The sequence below is a fragment of the Microcoleus sp. B3-D2 genome, from assembly GCF_036705345.1.
Lineage (GTDB): Bacteria > Cyanobacteriota > Cyanobacteriia > Cyanobacteriales > Microcoleaceae > Microcoleus.
Window position 1 is genome coordinate 1 of sequence record NZ_JAUBUG010000009.1, and the last position, 21,025, is coordinate 21,025.

Consider the following 21,025-nt stretch of genomic DNA (forward strand, 5'->3'; position numbering starts at 1 on the left):
AGTTACATTATCCGATATGAGGAATTGGTTTACTCACTGCTGTTATTGTACCTCATCTATCTGAGAAACGCTATACAATAAACATAAGTTAGTAACAGGCTATGAGTATGAGCTTAGTATCTAATGCTCCGTCGGCTATTATCCGTACAGAGCGCGGGTTGTCTATCGCAGGTACCGCCGTCCTATCTGCGAGCGTAAAGATCGCTCAGTCAATCGCTGCTTAACTCGTGATATTAAATCCGGTTAGCTATTAAATAATAAAACAAACAAGGATAATGAAATTATGAATCCAAGTAGTGTAGAGCCTTTGTCTGGGCAGTTACCCCTACGCCTTCGCCACCAGCTTCCTGACCATCCAGGTATTTATTTTGTGGTCGGTGAACGCGAACAATTATTTTATATTGGTCAAGCCAAAAACTTACGGAAACGTTGGGCAGGAGCGAGCCATCACCGCTACAAGCAACTTGCTAGAAAAGGATTGGATAAAATCGTTATTAAATATATTCTAGCTTCCGTTTCTGAATTGAAAGAGTTAGAGTGTCAATATATCGAGCAATTTAATCCCTTACTGAACTATGGCAAAGTCAAGAAATATTTGCCCAAAACCAGTGCCCGGTTTTCTGAGTTGCAGCGATTGCTTAAGCTCGCCAGCCAGCCTCTTTTTCCTTCAGTAATATACAAATCGCTTAATGGGCAAACGATTCCCAGAGAGCCGTCAGATTTATTTCGGGGTTTGGTTGCTGGTGTATATGAAGAGCAGCAGTTACATATTTTAGTTTTGTGTAGGCAAAATATGGGACAATTGTTATGGAAAAGCTCTGCAGCTCGTACAAAAAAACGTTTTTACATCAGCCCTGAACAGCAACTCCTAGGAAGTTGTTATTTTTTTGATGCCCGACAAGTTATTTTTGCATTTGTGGAGCTATTCGATGGTAATTTTGCCGATGCCGTTTTTCAAGATATTTATCCAGATATATTAAATTATGAGATAGCAGGTGTGACACTTAAAGGGCTTTCTCAACCTATATTGTTAAGTTCATGTTTATCAAAAAACAGCACAAACATCGATAACTTCGCCAAAGATTATCTTTTAGGTGTTGCTGAAAAGTTACAACCATTGCCTGCTGAGTTTAGCCTTAATAAAGAGCTAATTTGGTAAAAATATAAATATTATTCATTGGAAGGGTCAAAAAAATCTACCTTATTATAAATAAGGTAGATTTTTATTTTTAGTAGGGTGGGGGCGGGCTTTTGAGACGAGCAATTTTAGGCAGTTCTGGTTGGTAAAACCCGCCCCTTGTATCTTAAAAGAGTCAGGCGCTTAAACCGTAGACCGCAGGCTATAGAACCGCAGACACGGTTGTAATCGAACCGCAGACACGGTTGTAATTGAATCGTAACACGAGTAAAGATAAAGAAACCATTAAAGTTTCTTCCTTAAGGTACACATGACAGTAAAAAGTGTTGTGATCGGACATCAGAAATTGGTGAAGTTGGCCCGCCCCTTAGACACTCACAAGTCTGTTGCGTAGATAAGCTCCCATGACTGATGACAGGCGCATATAAAAAGCTGGACAGTATCTTAGGCGCTCGTTTTCACGGGACAGCCTGCATTTATAAGGTTAGTTAAATTGCCTGTCATGTTCTTTCATACAAACAGGGAGCTTGGAGCAAACAATGACACCGACATTTTTAGGCATAGATATCAGTAAAAAAGACTTTCATGTTTTTTTATTGAAAGAAGAACGTGGCTCAAAACCCAAAAAGTTCACGAATAATACCGAAGGGTTTGAGAGCTTAAATCACTGGCTCAAAAAACAAGGTGTTGAAGAACTTCATGCTTGTATGGAAGCCACGAGCATTTATGGAGATGCCCTAGCTGAATTTCTGTATGAAGCAGGCTACCAGGTGAGTGTGGTTAATCCGGCTCGGATTAAAGGGTTTGCTAAAAGCGAACTTTTGCGTACTAAAACCGACTCTGTAGATGCAGCATTAATTGCTCGTTTTTGTGCAGCGATTAAACCGTCATTCTGGAAGCCAACCCCGTTTGAAGTCAAGGAATTACAAGCTTTACTGCGACGACTAGAATCTTTGACCCAAATGTATCAACAGGAAGAGAATCGTTTAGAAACAGCTACAGTTTCCGTAGCTAAACTTACCAGAGCTCATTTGGAATACATCAAAGAACAACAAGCAGAAATCAAAAAAATGATTAGCGATCATTTTGAGCAACATCCACATTTAAAACAGCAGCGCGAGCTATTGACTTCGATTCCGGGAGTTGGAGAACAAACTGCCGCTGTATTGTTAGCTGAAGTTGGTCGGATTGAAGATTACAAAAATGCTCGTCAACTCGCAGCTTATGCAGGTTTGACCCCCTGTGAGCGTAGTTCAGGAACTTCTGTGCATGGCAAAACTCGTTTGTCTTGTACGGGAAATGTCCGATTGCGAAAGGCATTGTATATGCCTGCGGTGGTGGCGATGCGTTGTAATCCTTTGCTCAAAGCCATGACTGAGCGATTATTGGGTCGTGGAAAGGTCAAAATGCAGGTGATTGGTGCTTTGATGAGGAAGTTGGTGCATTTGGCTTTTGGTATTTTAAAGTCCCAAAAGCCTTTCGATCCAACTTATTTGCTCGCTACCCCTTGACAGATCAAGACAGTATCTACACTTCATGATTTTTAATACTTATTTCCCATCCAATCTCGGCACTCCCTCCAAAAAAGAGCCGCTCAACATTAATTCAGTCATCCTATCTAGTTTACCGCTGACTTGCAATTTTTTATCTGTTTGAAAGCGCTCTATATCTGCTTTTAAATGGCCGCTATTATCTCCTAATTTACTCAAATAGTCAATAGCTTGTTGGTCACTTAATAAGATATCCGCTAACAGAAAACTATTCTGTTTTGCGACCGGAAGTCTTAGACGGGTCGGATGGCAATTCTCTTGCTCAAAAAAATGCTAATTTTATTAATAAATTACTCGATTTTGATGCAGTAATTATTGCCGGACAAGCCAAAAGTCACTGCGTTGCTTGGACAACTGATGATTTGTTAACGGAAATTTGGGCGCGAGATCCGAATTTGGCAAAGAAGGTTTATTTGCTGGAAGATTGCACTTCGCCTGTGGTTGTTCCGGGTGTTGTTGATTTTACGGAACAAGCAGATGCAGCTTTTCAAAGATTTGCGGCGGCGGGAATGAATATTGTTCAATCTACCGAGTTAATTCTGGGCGATTAAAGACGAGTGTTTTCTCTTGGGGTTTTCAGTGAAAAAAAGTATATACGATCAAGCAGAGGCGGTAATTTTTGTTCGCTTGGAAGTCGGCTGCGATCGCATTTAACTGATTACGTATGATATCATATCCGGTAAATCACTTACTAGAGAAGTGTAATCAAGGAGTTTCCCGATGACTGAAAGCGAAATTTATAGTGTTGTTCTTTTTCGGGAGGCGAGTGTGCAAGCAATTTCAAAACTCTCGGTGGCGATCGCCACGACTCTTCTGAGCACAGTTGTCACTGCAACCCAAGCCTACGCAGTTCCCGTAACCTACGATTTCACCATCACTGTTACCAAAGGCGGGTTAGCGGGGAATTCATTCAACGGTTCTTTCAGCTACGATGATGCCAAATTGAAGGGAACGGGAGTGGAAGAATTGGGAATTAGTGATGGATTAAGGGCCTGCCTAAATTACCTGGGACGCACTTATCGCGAAACCGATGATACCAGTTATCCTACCTTTCCTACACTCAGATTTGAGGATGGCAAGATCACGCAGCTAAACTTCTGGATTCAACCGAATCAGCGAGTTAATTGGTGGAAGTTACCTGGATGGGAAGTCAAGCTGTCTGAGCCTAAAAAGAGCGATTCAACTGTTCCCAATTGTCAAAAACGGTGAGGGGTGGCCAAGGTGCGATCGACCTTAAAAATAGGGTGTTCCGTAATTGCGGGATGATTGTGATGGTTTTGTGGCATGGATTCTCGCACCCCGAAGGCGTGTATTTTCACAGCAGGCGGGACGCCTAACCCTACTCCCCACATGAATCCTCCTCAAATTCTGCAACGCCTAAAATAGAGGAGGAATTAGATGCAACTGCCTACGGTTATATGGGTAATTTCATGCAGCCATGCTACGAAGGTGCGATCGTCGATCGTCTGCTGGGGCGATCGAATATTTGCGAGCCCTATGAACGAATGACTCAAAGATTGTTTGAAAAAAAACCGCATCATTCCTATTTTCTGTCGGTCAAGAGTGCCTCTGCGCTTGATGATTTTTAATAACTATTTCCCATCCAATCGGGGGACTCCTTCCAAAAAACTGCCGCTCAACATTAACTCAGTCATGGGGTCTAAGTGGCCGCTGATTTTTAATTTTTTGTCTTTTTGAAAGCGCTCAATATCTGCTTGCAAATTACCAGAATTATATCCTAATTTACTCAAATAGTCAATAGCTTGCCGATCGCTTAACAAGATATCCGCAGACCGGAAAATCGGCACGTATTCTTCTCGCCAAATGTAGGCAAAAGTTGGCCTATCTAAATAGAAAATCTTGCCCCGGGCCGGGTCTCCAATGGCAGCTACACTGTCATTCATTCCCAGCAAAGCGACCGCGTGGGGTAGCTTCCGAGAACCGTCAAACAGCCAAACTGCTAGAACTCCGGGGCGATTAATTTGCTGAATTTGCTCCCAAGTAGGCCTTAGTTCGATCGCATTTACGCCCAAAGCTCTTGCTGCTATAATTAACTGCGGCATGGAAGTTCCCAAGCGACTCGTCCGGGCAAAACGCGCTACACTCGATTCCGTCGCCTCGATTCCCCAACGCCTTAACACTGTTGCTAGGGCCGCGGGGGCGCAACTGCTGTTAGATGTTTGCCGAAATACACCGTTTGGCTGCAAATTATCTATTAAATCATCGTAAATTGGCGCCATAAAATAGTTTTCAGCGCCTGTAAATCCTCCCAATCCCAACAAGCAAATTAAAATTACTGCGATTACTTGGGGTCGCGCTGTCAACCAACTTATACTAAAGCCAATACCGCAGACTCCCATCAACATCACTCGTAGCAAAGTCCAAGTAACTTGCATCCCGTGAAAGCGCCACTCGATCGGCAAAGCAGGCATTTGAGGCATATTTAGAGCCAGTAGCAGCAAGGCAATATAAAAAACCAAAAAAGCTAGGGCGATCGAATTTCTGCCCTTAAACAAATCATTAGCCGTCACTCCAGATCGAACTAACACCCGCCCGAACCGCATTCCCCAGACAAACAGCACCGCACCCAGCACCAGCGTCACTACTATTTCCATGAACTCAAAATTTTGTTGCTTAACTAGGTTGTAACATTTCTGCGATCGACTTGGAGGCAAATCAAGAGTGGGAGAGAGGAAGAGTGGGGGAGAGAATTTGACGATGTTTGGGTTTCGTTCTTCAATTTCCGGCTACAATCGAATAAACAAGATTTATCCAACCAAAATCGCAGCAGGTAGAACAACCATTAATCCTAAAGGCTTTGCCTGCATCGCTTGCTAGACATTAAGTTTTGCCAGGTTTTTATTTATGAGTGTGAATCAATGGTGACAATCAGATAATTCAGCTACCTAACCCCAAAGGAGAGATTGCTATGTTTGTCAACTTAAAGCTGAGAAACCAGATGTTACTCGGATATGCAGTTCCCATTGCTTTATTTGTAGGATTAGTAGCGCCAGTTTTCTCTAGCGCCAGTAAGATAGCCGAGTCATATAAACAAACAAAAATCTCGCTTATTGCCATAGAAGGGACAGATTATATGAGTTTTTACATGGCCCAGATGGTGGCAGATACTAGGGGCTATATTCTGATCAAGGATGGAGATTATTTAAATGCTTATCAAAAAAGTTTACAAACATTTGAAGAAACAGCAGCATCTCTAGGCAAGACGATTGAAAATCCTAGCCAAAAAGAGCGATTGCAAAAAATGATGGGCTTACAAAAACAATATGATGATTTTGGTGGACAAATGATTAATTTAGTCAAGCAAGGAAAGCAAAAAGAAGCGCTAGAAGTTTTTGCCACAAAAAAAGGGACATTAATCATCAATGAATTTAACGAAGTAAATCGCTCTTTTAATGAAAAAGAGCATGAAATTATGGACGCTGCAACTTCCAACGCAGAAGAAAATATCAGATTTTTAGTCGCTGCCGTTTTGGTCGGTGCCGTCTTAGGCATCACAATCGCCTTACTTGCTGCCTTTTTAATCTCTTCAGGTATTGCTAAAACAATTAGTAACGCAGTGAATGCGATCGCCAGTTCTTCCACAGAGATTGCTGCCACAGTTGAACAACAGGAACGCACAGCCAAACAGCAATCTAGCTCTGTAAATCAAACTACAATCACAATGGATGAGTTGGGCGCTGCTTCCCAACAATCAGCCCAACAAGCCCAAGCTGGTGCGGAATCTGCACGGCAAGCTTTAAAGAGCACTGAAAAGGGAACCCTAGCAGTGGAGCAAACCCTGGAATCGATGATAATATTGAAAGAAAATGTCGGGGCGATAGCGGCACAAATTCTGCAATTGAGCGAACAAACCCATCAGATTGGCAATATCTCTACTGATGTCACAGATTTAGCCAATCAAACAAATATGCTGGCACTGAATGCCTCAGTAGAAGCAGTCAGGGCGGGCGAAAACGCCAAAGGTTTTACTGTCATAGCCACAGAAATCCGCAAACTAGCAGACCAAAGTAAGAAATCAGCCGCGAAAATTAACCGCCTTGTCGATGATATCAAAAATGCGATCGATTCTACCGTAACGGTGACAAAGGAAGGTACTAAAACAGTAGAATCAGGAACCAAAATTAGTCAAGAAACGGCAGCAGCTTTCTCGGAAATAGCAAATGCTGTTAACAATGTGGTATTGAACAATCAACAAATTTCTCTAACTGCTCAACAACAAGCAGTGGCCATTCAACAAGTAGTGGAGGCGATGAACAGCCTCAACCTAGCGGCAAAAGAAACTGCTAGTGGTATTACTCAAACCAAAGTAGGCACTCAACAATTGAACGATGCAGCCCAAAATCTCAATTCAATTGTCTAAAGGGCGCTTAGTCTTTTGGGCTAGCAGACTAGCAATTGATAGCATTGAGTCCATCGATTTTAGATTTTAGATTTTAGATTCAAGCATTGACCCCACGGATAAATTCGGGGGCCTGTTGATCGGATACAGGTTTTTTATTTCTGGGTCCTGAGTCTGCTTTCGGAATGAATCCGGGGGCTTGTATCCTGGATGCTTTCGGTCATGAATATATCTGGCAGCCATCCCAGCTTGTCAAACAGTCGGCATCCAAGTCAAAATGATCGCAGGCGAGTGCATCGCGAAAGCCAGGGCGGGCGATCGAATTTCTGCCCTTAAACAAATCCTCTTCTGTAACGGACGATCGAACTAACACCGGCCCGAACCGCATTCCCCAGACTAACAGCACCGAACCCAGCAGCAGCGTCACTACTATTTCCATGACCTTAAAATTTTGTTGCTTAACTAGGTTTTAACATTGATGCGATCGACTTGAACCCAATCAATAGTGGGAGAGAGGAAAAGTGGGGGAGAGAATTTGACGATGTTTGGGTTTCGTTCCTCAACTTATCGCTACAATCGAATAAACAAGATTTATCCAAAATCGCAGTAGGTAAAATAACCCTTAATCCTAAAGGCTTTGACCTGCATAGCTTGCTCGACATTAAGTTTTGCCAGATTTTTCTTGATCGGTCTGAGTCAATGGTTGAGTTAGTAAAGCAAGGAAAGCAAAAAGCAGCGCTGGAAGTTTTCTCCACCAAAAAAGGGGCATTAATTCTGAATGAGTATTAGGAATTAAATAACTACTTTGGTGAACAAGAGCCGGAAATTATTGAGGCTGCAACTTCCAACGCCAAAGTAAACAACTAATCAAGGAGTAACAAGTTAAATGTCACAAAATATTATTCGGCTTAGTAAAGTAGTTCCGTTGGGCTTCGGCTCAATTTTTTTGTTAATGATTAGCATCGGATTGGCAACTAAATTGAGTATGGATAATTTAGCCGCAGCTATTGAGTTGCAAACGCACACTTATGTAGTTAAGACAAATTTGCAAGCCCTAGAAAAAGATTTATTGGATGCTGAAACAGGACAGCGCGGGTTTATATTCACTGGAAAGGAGGAATTTTTAGAACCTTACAAAAAGGGGAGACTCGCCTTTTATAAAACAGTAAATGATACAAAAGAGTTAATAAAAGATAACCCTGAGCAAGTTAAAAGGTTGGAGCAAGTTGAAAATTTTGCTCAGCAAAAACTAGATGAATTAGCGGCAACTATATCTCTGAAAAGAGCTGGAAAAGAACCAGAACTAAGAGCATTGGTGATTTCAGGTAAAGGCAAGATATTAATGGATGAAATTAGGGATAAGCTGGCAGAAATGCTTACGGTAGAAGATGCTTTACTGGTTCAACGAACAAAATTAGCAAAACAGTCGGAGCAATTAGCCACGATTGTTTCTATAGGAGGTACGGTTGTTGCTGTAGTATTGGGTTCATTTATTGTATTATTTATTTTTGATAAAATTATCCGACCAATCAATCAGGTAGCAAATACGATCGCCAGTTCTTCCACAGAAATTGCGGCCACAGTGGAGCAACAGGAACGCACAGCCGCACAGCAATCGAGCTCTGTAAATCAAACTACAATCACAATGGATGAGTTGGGCGCGGCTTCCCAACAATCAGCCCAACAAGCCCAAGCTGGTGCGGAATCTGCACGGCAAGCTTTAAAGAGCACTGAAAAGGGAACCCTAGCAGTGGAGCAAACCCTGGAATCGATGATAATATTGAAAGAAAATGTCGGGGCGATCGCGGCACAAATTCTGCAATTGAGCGAACAAACCCATCAGATTGGCAATATCTCTACTGATGTCACAGATTTAGCCAATCAAACAAATATGCTGGCACTCAATGCCTCAGTAGAAGCAGTCAGGGCGGGCGAAAACGCCAAAGGTTTTACTGTCATAGCCACAGAAATCCGCAAACTAGCAGACCAAAGTAAGAAATCAGCCGAGAAAATTAACCGCCTTGTCGATGATATCAAGAATGCGATAAATTCCACGGTAACGGTGACAAAGGAAGGTACTAGAACAGTAGAATTAGGAACCAAAATTAGTCAAGAAACGGCAGCAGCTTTCTCGGAAATAGCAAATGCTGTTAACAATGTGGTATTGAACAATCAACAAATTTCTCTAACTGCTCAACAACAAGCAGTGGCCATTCAACAAGTAGTGGATGCGATGAACAGCCTCAACCTATCGGCAAAAGAAACCGCTAGTGGTATTACTCAAACCAAAGTAGGCACTCAACAATTGAACGATGCAGCCCAAAATCTCAATTCAATTGTCTAAATGGCGCTCAGTTTTTTGGGATAGCAGACGAGCAATTGATAGCATTGAGTCACGAATTGAGATCCTTGCCCTCCCAGCTTGTCAAACAGTCGGCATCCAAGTCAAAGTGTTCGCACGCGATCGCATCGCGAAAGCCAGGGCGAGGGAATTTCTGCGCTTAAACAAATCCTTAGCCGCAACGGACGATCGAACTAACACCCACCCGAAACGCATTCCCTAGACTAACACCACCGAACCCAGTACCAGCGTCACTACTATTTCTATAAGTTCACAATATGGTCGCTTAACTAGGTTTTAACATTTATGCGATCGATAACTCCTGACTCGTGCTCAATAATGAATCCGTGTATCCGTGACTTCCGTGTCCTCCCTTTCTTCAACCGCACCTAAAATTTGCCAAATGTCAAGAGACTCGATCGACTTTTTCCCACCTTAGCCACCAAGTCCCAAACAAGATGTAGCACCGGAAAAAATTCCCCAAATCTCTTGCCACAAACGGCCACATCCGTTGTAATATAGATGTAAGTCACAGCCCGTTAAAGTAATCAACAAACAATTAAGCCGCTCAATATATTCACGCTCCAACGAGCGATGAGTTGTATTGAGCGTGCCTATTAAAGAGCGATCGAAGCTCCTCACACACCCCCAATATTCAGGAAGAATCATGCCATCAAGAGCCGCCAACGATGTAGACGTAGCAGAGCAATATTGGCACTACCTAGAAATATCCAAGGTTGCAACTATCTTAGGAACCAACCTGGAAAGCGGTTTAGAACCGACAGAAGCCAACCATCGCCAACAGAAATTCGGGCCCAACGAACTAACGGTTAAAGCAGCGAAACCAGCCTGGTTAAAATTTATCCTGCAATTTAACCAACCCCTCCTGATCATCTTGCTGAGTGCAGGTTTAATCAAAGCAGTGATCGGAGAATGGCTAAACGCTAGCGTAATTTGGGGGGTAACAACCACCAACGCTACTATTAGTTTCATTCAAGAAGCTGGAGCCGAGAAAAAAATTGAAGCCCTAGCCCAAGCTGTCACCACCGAAGCCACAGTCATTCGGGGTGGCAAAAAATTAAGAATTCCCTCCAAAGAACTCGTAGTCGGTGACTTAGTAATCCTGACTTCCGGCGACAAAGTACCGGCAGACTTGCGCTTAGTGAAAGTGCGCGACTTGCAAATCGACGAATCGGGACTCACCGGGGAATCTGTTGCTGTCGAAAAAGAATTAGGACAGTCTGGAGACTTAGTTCTGCCAAAAGAAACGCCACTAGCAGAACGGGATAACATGGCCTATGCCGGCAGTTTTGTCACTTTTGGCCAAGCTAGCGGCATCGTAATTGCGATCGCCAATAAAACCGAAACCGGCAAAATCTCCCAACTATTAGATCGGCACATCGACCTCACCACGCCCTTAACCCGCAAATTCAACCAATTCAGTCAAAACTGGCTGTTATTCGTGTTGGGAATGGCAACCTTGACCTTCGCCGTCAGATTGGGACGGCCAGTTCCTGCGGGAGTTTCAGCCTTTAAAGAAGCAGTCGAACCCGCAGTCGCCCTGATTGTCGGCGCAATTCCCGAAGGCTTACCCGCCGTCATTACCGTCACCCTAGCCGTAGGCGTTTCCCGGATGGCAAATCGCCACGCGATCGTCCGCAAATTGCCCGCAGTGGAAACCCTCGGCGGCGCTACAGTCATCTGTTCCGACAAAACCGGAACTTTGACGGAAAACCAAATGACGGTGCAAGAAATCTATTCTGGTGGCGCATCCTACTCGGTTACGGGTACGGGATACAGCCCCGAAGGTGAAATTCAACTCAACCAACTGCCAATTACTGTCAGTCAAGCTCCAACTTTGCAAGAATGTTTGCAAGCCGGAATGATTTGCAATGACTCTCACTTGGAATTTAAAGATGATGATTGGATAGTCGTTGGAGATCCGACAGAAGGAGCGTTAATTGCTGTTGGTAAAAAAGCAGAATTGAGCCAGCAAACTTTAGAAAAGTCAATGCCGCGACTGGATTCAATTCCCTTTGAATCTCAGTTTCAATACATGGCAACTTTGCACCGAACTCCCACTGGCAAAATTTTGTACGTCAAAGGTTCAGTAGAATCAATTCTCGGCCGCTGCGGTTCCAGTCTCGATACCCAAGGAAATCCGGTAGAAGTCGATCGCGCACAAATTCACCATCAAGTGGATGAAATGGCAAAGCAAGGCTTGCGCGTCTTGGCTTTAGCGAAAAAGCCAGTACCCGAAAGCCAAAATTCCGTCGATCACTCGGATTTGGAGTCAGGGCTGATTTTCTTGGGACTCCAAGGCATGATTGACCCGCCGCGGGCAGAAGCGATCGCAGCCGTCCAAGCTTGTCAAACCGCCGGCATCCAAGTCAAAATGATTACCGGCGACCACATCGCTACAGCTAAGGCGATCGCCCGCCGCATGGGATTCCGCAAAACTAAACACCACAGAGAACTTGTAGCCTACACCGGCGCTCAACTCGCCGAAATGAGCAAGCAGGAACTCGGCGAAGCCGTAGAAGCCGGCTCAGTTTTTGCCCGCGTTGCCCCAGAACAAAAACTCCGCCTCGTAGAAGCTTTGCAGCAGAAAGGCGAAATCGTGGCGATGACGGGAGACGGCGTTAACGACGCGCCGGCGCTGAAACAAGCGGATATCGGGATTGCGATGGGCAGCGGTACTGAGGTTTCTAAGGAAGCCGCCGACATGATTCTTACCGATGATAACTTTGCGTCGATCGAATCTGCTGTAGAAGAAGGGCGATCGGTTTACAAAAATCTGCTCAAAGCAATTAGCTTCATTCTCCCAGTCAACGGCGGGGAGTCAATGACAATTTTGCTCAGCACGCTCCTAGGTCGAGAATTGCCGATTTTGTCGCTACAAATTCTCTGGCTGAATATGCTCAACTCGATCACCATGACAGTGCCTCTGGCTTTCGAGCCCAAGTCAGCGGGAGTCATGAAACAGCAGCCCCGACCGGTAAACGAACCTTTCCTCACCGGAAATCGGATCAAGCGGATCATCGCTATTTCTCTTTACAACTGGACTCTGATTTTCGGAATGTTTGAATGGGTGCGCCAAGCGGAGTGGGGAACTTTGGAACTGGCCCGCACGATGGCGATTCAAGCTTTGGTAATGGGGAGAATTTTTTACCTGTTGAGTCTCAGCCAGTTGTTGCCTTCTTTGATTGCTAAGTTTAGCGGTTCTAAGGAAGAAGTTAGCGGCGCTCCCGCCCTCGGTGTGGGAATTGTCCTGGCGATAATTTTGCAGATCATCTTTGCTAACTCTCCGTTTGTCAATCGCATATTTGAGACGGCTCCGATGAATCTGGATCAGTGGCTGATTTGTTTCGGAGTCGCGCTACCGATGATTGGTGTTGCTCTCTCCGTCAACCGCTTTGATCCACCGAACTAATCGAACTTGTAGGTACTGCCACCGATTAGTAATTTCGGGTGTTCAGAAACCCGGTTTCTTGAAGAAACCGGGTTTCTCTGTTTTACAGAAATCGAACCTAAAAGCCCACGTCATATCATATCCGGTAAATCACTTACGATTAAGCGCCAATTTTAGTCCACCAATGAAAACCAGTTAACCGTTTGAAAACAGCAGAATCGTAAAATAGTATTTGTTTCTGTATAAATTACTACAATTAACGACCTAAAAAAAGTAAACATATATTAACAAAGTAAATGTGCGGTGGTGGCGATATTTGCCGCTTATTGGCAATAGATTTGAATGACCCCCGATCGCCATTCGCTACAACCTTTAGCCAGCAAGTCTTGGTTTGAACCAGTTTTGATAAGCAAACCGGCTCGCCCTTCCCAACTGTTCCTTATCGAGATCGTTATCCTAAAAGATTTACTTATCAATCAAATTTAATAATTGTTTTAGAATTTCTGCAATAGTACGGTAGAGTTAATTATCAAGCCAAGAAAATGTGCTGCTCGCTTTTTGGGAGATCGCACAAGTCGGCCGATCGAAATATTGAGTTAATCAAAAGTGTAAAATCAGCAGGGATAGTTTAAAGACTTATGCTAGCGATAAATCTTTTGCTCCCTCCTGCCAACCTGCGCTCAAAACAGTTCGCTAAATTCCATTAGCGAACAGAAAAAAAGCGCATTGATAAACTTCAGTGATGTCGTTACAGAAGATTATGAATTGCAGCGAGGCTAGGCTATGACACAATTTTCCGATCAATTTTCCAGGCGCAAATTTATCGTCACAGCAGGTGCATCTGCCCTGGGTTCAATACTGCTCAAAGGCTGTTTGGGAAATCCCCCAGAACCCGGTGCAACTGCCGGTGCTGACGGCGCAATACCTGCAGCTACCTCAGTAATGGCTGTGGCCAACGAGAAAAGAGTAGAAGGAATTGAAAGCACTAAAATCACATTGGGATATATCCCGATCGTCGAAGCAGCACCTTTAATCATTGCCCAAGAAAAAGGCTTTTTTGCCAAATACGGCATGACTGAGGTAACAGTTGCTAAGCAAGCCAACTGGGGTTCTGCCAGAGATAACCTAGAAATTGGATCGGCAGGCGGCGGCATTGACGGTGGCCAGTGGCAAATGCCCATGCCTTATCAAATTAGTAAAGGGTTGATTACCAAAAACAGCGTCCAAATCCCCATGTATGTTCTAGCCCAGTTGAACACTCAGGGAAATGGAATTGCGATCGCGAGCAAACACCAAGGCAAAGGCATCGGGCTCAAACTAGACCAAGCTGCCCAAGACTACATGAAAGGCCTCAAAAAAGCAGGCACGCCCTTCAAAGCAGCCTACACCTTCCCCAAAGCCAACCAAGACTTTTGGATTCGCTACTGGCTAGCAGCTAACGGCATCGATCCCGACACAGAAGCCGAGTTGCTAACAGTACCGTCAGCGCAAACCGTAGCCAACATGAAAACCGGCAGCATGGACGGTTTCAGTACCGGCGACCCCTGGCCCCTGCGGATCGTCACAGAGGACATCGGCTTCATGTCCGCCCTGACTGGCCAAATCTGGAAAGATCACCCAGAGGAATATCTCGCTATTCGTGGCGACTGGGTAGACAAACACCCCAAGGCCACAGAAGCCCTGCTAGCAGGACTGATCGAAGCGCAGCAGTGGTGCGACAAACCAGAAAATCGCCCAGAATTAGTAGCCATTACTTCTGGCAGAAACTACTTTGACGTAGCTCCGGCAGTTTTGACACCTCCCTACCAGGGCAAGTACCTCATGGGTGACGGCCAACCAGAGATCGACGATTTCAAGATGAGCCCGCTGTACTGGAAAGACGACCTCGGCAACGTTTCTTATCCCTACAAGAGTCACGATTTGTGGTTCTTAACCGAAAGCGTGCGCTGGGGTTTCTTGCCAACAACAACCTTGGCAGATTCTAAGACAATTATCGATAAAGTCAACCGCGAAGATTTGTGGAAAGCCGCAGCAAAATTAGCCGGAGTTGCTGATGCTGACATTCCGAAAAGTACGTCTCGCGGCGTTGAAAAATTCTTTGACGGCACAGAATTTAACCCGGAAAAGCCAGAAGCTTATCTCAAGAGTTTGGCAATTAAAAAAGTGTGATGGGGTCTTAGCTTCCCATAATTTAGTCTCGAAATTTAGTCTCGAAAATACACAGCACCAGACATAGGAGATTAGCAGCATGGCTGTAAGTACAAGTCGGAGAGGCGGCAATGCACAAGGAGCTTTGGGCGAGTTTTGGAAGAAGAATTCCCCAAATATCTTGCCGCCAATTTTAGGAGTTTTGGGGTTTCTGTTGGTTTGGCAATTCTTGTCAAGTACGGGACTGATCAAACTGCCGGGGCCGATCAGCATTTGGACTGACGAACGGACGCGGATTTTGTTGCTGTATCCTTTCATGAACTCCAAAACCTACGGAATTGGCTTATTTTGGCAGACTTTGGCGAGTTTGGAACGGGTGGCAAAAGGCTACACTCTCGCGGCAATTGTGGGAATTGGTACGGGTGTTTTGGTAGGTACAAATCCTTTTCTAAACCGCGCTTTAGATCCGCTTTTTCAGTTTTTGCGGATGGTGGCGCCTTTGGCTTGGGTGCCGATCGCCCTGGCTGCACTGCAACAAAACGAACCTGCTGCTTTGTTCGTGATTTTTATCACTTCAGTTTGGCCGATTTTAATCAACACGGCTGAAGGTGTTCGCCAAATTCCCGACGACTACAACAACGTGGCGAAAGTGCTGCAGCTTTCTCGTCAGGAATATTACATGAATATTTTGTTTCCGTCGGCGCTTCCTTATATCTTCACTGGATTGAGAATTGCGATCGGTTTAGCTTGGCTGGCGATTATTGCTGCGGAAATTGTGATGTCTGGGATTACGGGTATCGGCTTCTTTATTTGGAATGCTTACCAGCAAAACTACATCAGCGAAATTCTGTTAGCGGTGTTCTACATTGGGGCTGTTGGTTTGTTGCTCGATCGTATGATGGCTTGGTTGCAGCAAAAGATTGCTCCCCCTCAAGGAAAGTAGCTAATTAGATATGTTGACTGTTGACGGTTGACTGTTGACGGTTGACTGTTGACGGTTCACGGTTACAGCAATTACGAACTCCCAGGCTGAGAAACCTTTTTTTTAAACTCTTGTTAATGGATTAAAAAAAGTTTTTTGGTTGGTTTAAGAAACAGGTTGCTGTATCCAGTCATGTATTAACTATTAGCTGTTATATATCAACAGCGAATAGCCAACAGCCAACAGTCAACAGCTAACAGTCAACAGCGAACAGCCAACAGTTAACAGTCAACAGTCAACAGTTAAATAACAAACCTACAAAAAAGGCAAGAAAATCATGTCTGTTTTGATTGCAGTAGAACAAGTCGAAAAAGTTTTTAATTTATCAGACGGTGGCACATACATTGCTCTCAAAGGCATCGATCTTGAAATTAAAAAAGGCGAATTTATCTCATTAATTGGACACTCGGGCTGCGGCAAATCTACGCTGCTCAATATGGTGGCAGGTTTGGATTTGCCGACATCCGGATTGGTGACAATTGAAGGGCAAAGAATCACCCAGCCAGGCCCCGATCGCATGGTAGTATTCCAAAACTATTCGCTGCTACCGTGGCGGACGGTCAGAGAAAACATTACCCTAGCCGTAGACTCGGTAATGAGCGGCTTACCCAAAGCTGAACGCCTCGAAATCATTCAAAAACACATCGATATGGTGGGCTTGGCGCCCCACGCCGAGAAGCAACCCGCACTGCTATCAGGCGGACAAAAACAGCGCGTGGCGATCGCCCGTGCTCTGGCCCTGCGCCCCAAACTGTTACTCTTAGACGAACCCTTCGGCGCTTTGGATGCTTTGACTCGCGGCAACTTGCAAGAAAAGTTGATGGAAATTTGCCAAGAGTACGAAATTAGCGCCCTGATGGTAACGCACGATGTAGATGAGGCCGTGTTGCTGAGCGATCGCATTGTCATGCTCACCAACGGCCCAGAATCGAAGATTGGCGGGATTCTCGAAGTAGACATCCCCCGCCCCCGCCAGCGGATGGAAGTCGTCTCACACCCCAGCTACTACGCTCTTCGTAGCGAAATGATTTACTTCCTCAACCAGCAGAAGCGCGTCAAAAAACTGCGGGCGCGGAAAGTACCCGCGATCGCCCGTCACGGCCTAGAAAAAGTCAACCTCGAACTCGGCTTCGTCCCCCTCGCAGCCTGCGCTCCCCTCGCTGTCGCCAAAGAAAAAGGCTTTTTTGCCAAGCACGGCCTCGATGAAGTCCACCTCGTGCGGGAAACAAGCTGGCGCGGCATTGTAGACGGCATTGCCGCAGGTTACTTAGACGCAGCTCAAATGCCATCTGGGATGGCGGTGTGGTTGAGCTTGGGGGGCCACCAAGAGAAGCCGATTCCGACGGTTACAGCCCTCACCATGAGCCGCAATGGCAACGGAATTACCCTCGCGAGGCGCTTTTACGACCAAGGGATCTACACTCTGGCAGACTTTAAAGAAATGCTCCAGAGAACGCCCGCGCAAACGCACCGTATGGCGATCGTGCACCCTTCTTCGATGCACAACCTGTTGCTGCGTTACTGGCTGGCTTCCGGCGGCATTGACCCGGATCGCGATGTGTTGCTGAAAAATATCCCACCGGCTCAGATGATCGTTGACTTGCAGGGCGGCACGATTGACGGTTTCTGCGTCGGCGAACCTTGGAACTTGCGGGCCTCGATGGAAGGAGTCGGCTTTACGGTGGCGACAGATTTGGAACTGTGGCCGGGGCACCCGGGAAAAATTTTGGGGGTGCGGGAAGACTGGGCAAATGCTTATCCCAACACTCACATTGCTCTAGTCAAAGCTTTGCTGGAAGCTTGCAACTATTGCGCCGATCCAAATCACGCCGCCGAGGTTTCGGAAATTGTCGCGGGAAGGGAGTACGTCGCCACCGACAAGAGTTACATCCAACTAGGCGACCCGAAATCTGTTGCTTGCAACCTCGATACTCCGATGCGGGAATACGCCCACCACTTGTTTTCTGGAGAGGGGGTGAACCGCCCAAGCCGCACCGAACAACTCTGGCACATGGTGCAGATGGCGCGCTGGGGCGATACTGTGTTCCCGCGCAACTGGGTAGAAATTCTGGAACGGGTGGTGCGAGTCGGTGCGTTCAGCACGGCGGCGCGAGAGCTGGGGATGGCTGATATTAATTACACTCGCGGTTCTCTCAGCTTGTTTGACGGTTCGGTGTTTAATGCTGACGATCCGATCGGCTATCTCAACAATCTGGCGATTAAACGCGATTTCACGATGGCGGAAGTTGTACTCGATTCCGGCCGCCGAGCTGCTTAGAGCGGTTTTTAGTTGGAGAAAAATAGGGTAATTGTTAATTGTTAGCTGTTGATTTTTAGCTGTTAATTGCTAGCGATCAATTCCCTCTTCATGACTTCCGTTACATCCGTTAAATCCCGTACATTGCTCGTTGCCGAACTTCCTTCTTTCTTTGCGAATCACCCACTCACAATTTCCTAAACCCATGCTCAACACCACTAAAAACCCAACCAACACCAAAACTCAAATCCAGCCAGGAAAAGGCCGCCGCCAACCTTTTTTGGTGATGGACAATGTTTACAAAGAATATCCAAACGGTTACAGGGCTTTAGAAAACGTCAATCTGACTGTAGCTGAGGGAGAGTTTATTACTCTGATCGGACACTCGGGCTGCGGCAAATCAACACTGTTAAATATGGTGTCGGGTTTTAGCCATCCGAGCCAGGGCACCGTGTCGATTAACGGGCAGCGGATTACGAAGCCGGGCCCCGATCGCATGGTGGTGTTTCAGGGTTACGCTTTGCTGCCTTGGCGGACGGTGTTTGAAAATGTTTATCTGGCGGTTAATGCTGTATTTCCGAATAAGTCGAAGGTGGAAAAAAATGCGATCGTCAATGAGCATTTGGCGATGGTGGGATTGACAGAAGCGGCCCAGAAAAGACCGCCGCAAATTTCGGGGGGGATGAAGCAGCGGGTTTCGATCGCCCGCGCTTTGGCAATTCGCCCGAAAGTGCTGATTTTAGACGAACCTTTTGGTGCTCTGGACGCAATTACTAAGGAGGAATTGCAGGAAGAATTGCTGAAAATCTGGAACGATCACCGCTGTACGGTGTTGATGATTACTCACGACATTGATGAAGCGCTGTTTTTGGCCGATCGACTGGTGATGATGACTAATGGCCCATCGGCGACAATTGGCGAAGTTTTGGAGATTCCTTTTCCGCGTCCGCGCGATCGGGTTCAAATGATGGAAGATCCGGAATACTACAATTTGCGGAACTACGCCCTAGATTTCCTGTTCCGTCGTTTTGCACACGATCACGATGCCTAATCGGTTGAGAAATCAAAGTTAAAGAGGAGAATTATAAGACTTCTGGAAAAACTTTAATTCTTGTGCGGAGTAGGGATTGGGCATCCTGCCGGCTCAAGACGAACTTTTTTGCAGAAGTCTATTGAAAAGTTGAAGCCTCAGTGTTCCCCGGTTTCAGGGGAACATCGCTAGGGGCGCAATTTTCCCGATCCGGTTGGGTAAACTGAAGCTGAATGATGGGCGATAAGTTTTTTCGGACGTTCGGATCTTTTTCCGATATTTTACGTCTACCAGCCAAGAGACCCGATTGCCTAGCTGTCGGTAAGCTGGCATGAACTGAGCCCACCTTCGATCGAGGGTGGGCTTCTTCTTCATGTTATTAACCGTTTTTGGGCGATCGGTGGTTTGTGCATTCCACCCTGTGAACTGGCACACTGCGGGGCATTGATTTGTGTTGGATGGATTAGGCGATCGAAAATCTTTAAGTTTGCACGCTAAATTCCTCTGGATCGATATCCCAATTTACCCAACGAATTGCTTCTTTAGCAGATGTCACATCAGGCGGCACTCGCAAAGCGTGAATGTGTCCCGTGCTCGGACAAGTCATTTTTAACAAATAAACTGGCTTTGCATTGCCCTCGTTATCAAAATCATCGTCAAACTCGATGCTTAATAAAGTGTATTCCTGCCAACTATCTAATTCTGTCACCGCTAATTCTTGACAAATGCGATCGTAACCAATTCTCTGAATTAACAATCGACGAAGTTCGGCATTTTCTTCAGATAAAAGCCATTCTGGTTGCCACCGATCGGGGTGTACTCTTCCGTATTTTTCGGGTAATTTAACGCCGTGGTGAAAGTATAAACTGTAGCCGTCGGCAAATGCGATCGCCGGTTCTCCTTCAGCGTGTAGTCGATTTTCAGCGTCAAAGCGAAGGTGCAGGGGGCGATCGCAAATTATGCAAATTTTCTCAAACGGCAAGATCCACCCGCATTCCTCGAACAACTGTTGCTTGCAGTGAAATAGTTCTTGGGCTTTCAAGTCGAGAGTAAAACCACATTTCGAGATAAAAAATTCAGTCAAATGGATTTGCTTCAGCAGATCCTTAGAGGTTAGTGGCTGTAGATAGTTATAATCTGAGAGGAAATCAACTGCCTGCGATTCTCGGTAATTTTCTACTAATTGATTAAATTCTGTCTGGAGTATGGGCTCGGCATCCGGATCTAGTATTATTTGATCGAATAGAGCCTCCCACAACACCGGACTCAAAGTTCCTACATCTACCGATTGATATAACTCATTTAACAACGACTTGCCCCATCCTGAATTACCAGTCGCTATTGGCGATATTTGATGTTGTGCTATACAGTCATTTTGTAGTTGTTTTAGTAGTGTTAGAGTAGCTGGCAGACTGCTGGCAACAAGAACTTTAGGTGCTTCTCTATCGATAGCTGCATATATTTTTTTCACTGTTTGTGTAGCTTTTTCATAATCAATTGGTGCCGTGAAGAGCGTCAGGTACTTTTGTGTAAATTCGATCGACAAATTTAAGCCGATAATGGGATTGCAGTGGAGAGACAAGCTTTTCAGGTTGATGAGTGCCGACAGCGGGGCGATGTCAGTAATTTCATTGCTGAAGAGACGCAGACTGGTCAGGCTGATGAGTGCCGACAATGAGGTGATGTCGGTAATTTGATTGCAGTAGAGATTCAGGTCTGTCAGGTTGGTAAGTGCCGACAGCCCAGTGATGTCGGTAATTTGATTGTTGTTGAGATACAGGGATGTCAGGTTGGTGAGTGCCGACAG

At 45.5% G+C, this 21,025-nt stretch carries 16 protein-coding genes and 1 pseudogene; 12 read left to right on the forward strand and 5 right to left on the reverse strand.

All coding sequences use genetic code 11. The features are described 5' to 3' along the window. The first annotated feature begins 283 nt into the window (after positions 1 to 283). Positions 284 to 1,159, forward strand: coding sequence for a GIY-YIG nuclease family protein (locus QUB14_RS05210; RefSeq protein WP_333215598.1), 876 nt, complete (start codon positions 284 to 286; stop codon positions 1,157 to 1,159). Between the two features lie 518 nt (positions 1,160 to 1,677). Then, positions 1,678 to 2,649, forward strand: a complete 972-nt coding sequence (locus QUB14_RS05215) for a transposase (protein ID WP_333215600.1) — start codon at positions 1,678 to 1,680, stop codon at positions 2,647 to 2,649. A 39-nt stretch (positions 2,650 to 2,688) separates the two neighbouring features. Here QUB14_RS05215 and QUB14_RS05220 read toward each other — a convergent pair whose 3' ends face one another. Then, positions 2,689 to 2,847, reverse strand: a complete 159-nt coding sequence (locus QUB14_RS05220) for a hypothetical protein (protein WP_333215602.1) — start codon at positions 2,845 to 2,847, stop codon at positions 2,689 to 2,691. Positions 2,848 to 2,879: 32 nt separating this feature from the next. On the opposite strand from QUB14_RS05220, the pseudogene QUB14_RS05225 reads away from it, so the two are divergent. After that, positions 2,880 to 3,239, forward strand: a pseudogene (locus tag QUB14_RS05225) (isochorismatase); the annotation flags it as partial. 169 nt (positions 3,240 to 3,408) lie between these two features. Continuing rightward, positions 3,409 to 3,897, forward strand: coding sequence for a hypothetical protein (locus tag QUB14_RS05230; protein ID WP_333215604.1), 489 nt, complete (start codon positions 3,409 to 3,411; stop codon positions 3,895 to 3,897). A 185-nt stretch (positions 3,898 to 4,082) separates the two neighbouring features. Here QUB14_RS05230 and QUB14_RS05235 read toward each other — a convergent pair whose 3' ends face one another. Together QUB14_RS05235 and QUB14_RS05240 are read right to left on the reverse strand one after the other, a co-directional pair. After that, entirely contained in the window at positions 4,083 to 4,229 is a 147-nt protein-coding gene (locus tag QUB14_RS05235) for a hypothetical protein (RefSeq protein ID WP_333215606.1), read from the reverse strand. 51 nt (positions 4,230 to 4,280) lie between these two features. Further along, the gene (locus tag QUB14_RS05240) at positions 4,281 to 5,303 is read right to left on the reverse strand and encodes a cysteine peptidase family C39 domain-containing protein (RefSeq protein WP_333215608.1); all 1,023 of its coding nucleotides are present in this window, start codon (positions 5,301 to 5,303) and stop codon (positions 4,281 to 4,283) included. A 314-nt stretch (positions 5,304 to 5,617) separates the two neighbouring features. Between QUB14_RS05240 and QUB14_RS05245 the strand changes: the two genes are divergently transcribed. Continuing rightward, positions 5,618 to 7,069, forward strand: coding sequence for a methyl-accepting chemotaxis protein (locus tag QUB14_RS05245; RefSeq protein ID WP_333215610.1), 1,452 nt, complete (start codon positions 5,618 to 5,620; stop codon positions 7,067 to 7,069). Positions 7,070 to 7,268: 199 nt separating this feature from the next. On the opposite strand, the gene QUB14_RS05250 is transcribed toward QUB14_RS05245, so the two are convergent. Next, complete coding sequence (locus tag QUB14_RS05250) at positions 7,269 to 7,487, reverse strand: hypothetical protein (RefSeq protein ID WP_333215612.1); 219 nt, start codon at positions 7,485 to 7,487, stop codon at positions 7,269 to 7,271. A gap of 447 nt (positions 7,488 to 7,934) precedes the next feature. Between QUB14_RS05250 and QUB14_RS05255 the strand changes: the two genes are divergently transcribed. From QUB14_RS05255 to QUB14_RS05285, 7 genes are all read left to right on the forward strand, one after another. Further along, complete coding sequence (locus QUB14_RS05255) at positions 7,935 to 9,392, forward strand: CHASE3 domain-containing protein (protein WP_333215614.1); 1,458 nt, start codon at positions 7,935 to 7,937, stop codon at positions 9,390 to 9,392. Continuing rightward, positions 9,385 to 9,612, forward strand: a complete 228-nt coding sequence (locus QUB14_RS05260; RefSeq protein WP_333215616.1) for a hypothetical protein — start codon at positions 9,385 to 9,387, stop codon at positions 9,610 to 9,612. Before QUB14_RS05255 ends, QUB14_RS05260 begins: the two co-directional genes overlap by 8 nt. Before the next feature lie 444 nt (positions 9,613 to 10,056). After that, a complete protein-coding gene (locus QUB14_RS05265; RefSeq protein ID WP_333215618.1) occupies positions 10,057 to 12,822 on the forward strand; it encodes an HAD-IC family P-type ATPase in 2,766 nt (921 codons plus the stop codon). Positions 12,823 to 13,584: 762 nt separating this feature from the next. Beyond that, entirely contained in the window at positions 13,585 to 14,970 is a 1,386-nt protein-coding gene (locus QUB14_RS05270) for a CmpA/NrtA family ABC transporter substrate-binding protein (RefSeq protein WP_333215620.1), read from the forward strand. A gap of 79 nt (positions 14,971 to 15,049) precedes the next feature. After that, positions 15,050 to 15,892, forward strand: a complete 843-nt coding sequence (gene ntrB / locus QUB14_RS05275; protein WP_333215622.1) for a nitrate ABC transporter permease — start codon at positions 15,050 to 15,052, stop codon at positions 15,890 to 15,892. A gap of 316 nt (positions 15,893 to 16,208) precedes the next feature. Continuing rightward, positions 16,209 to 18,209, forward strand: coding sequence for a nitrate ABC transporter ATP-binding protein (locus QUB14_RS05280; protein ID WP_333215624.1), 2,001 nt, complete (start codon positions 16,209 to 16,211; stop codon positions 18,207 to 18,209). 184 nt (positions 18,210 to 18,393) lie between these two features. Then, entirely contained in the window at positions 18,394 to 19,239 is an 846-nt protein-coding gene (locus tag QUB14_RS05285) for a nitrate ABC transporter ATP-binding protein (RefSeq protein ID WP_333215626.1), read from the forward strand. A 460-nt stretch (positions 19,240 to 19,699) separates the two neighbouring features. Here the strand turns inward: QUB14_RS05285 and QUB14_RS05290 are convergent. Then, positions 19,700 to 21,025: DUF6745 domain-containing protein (locus QUB14_RS05290; RefSeq protein WP_333297106.1), on the reverse strand; the 1,326-nt coding region annotated here is incomplete at its 5' end.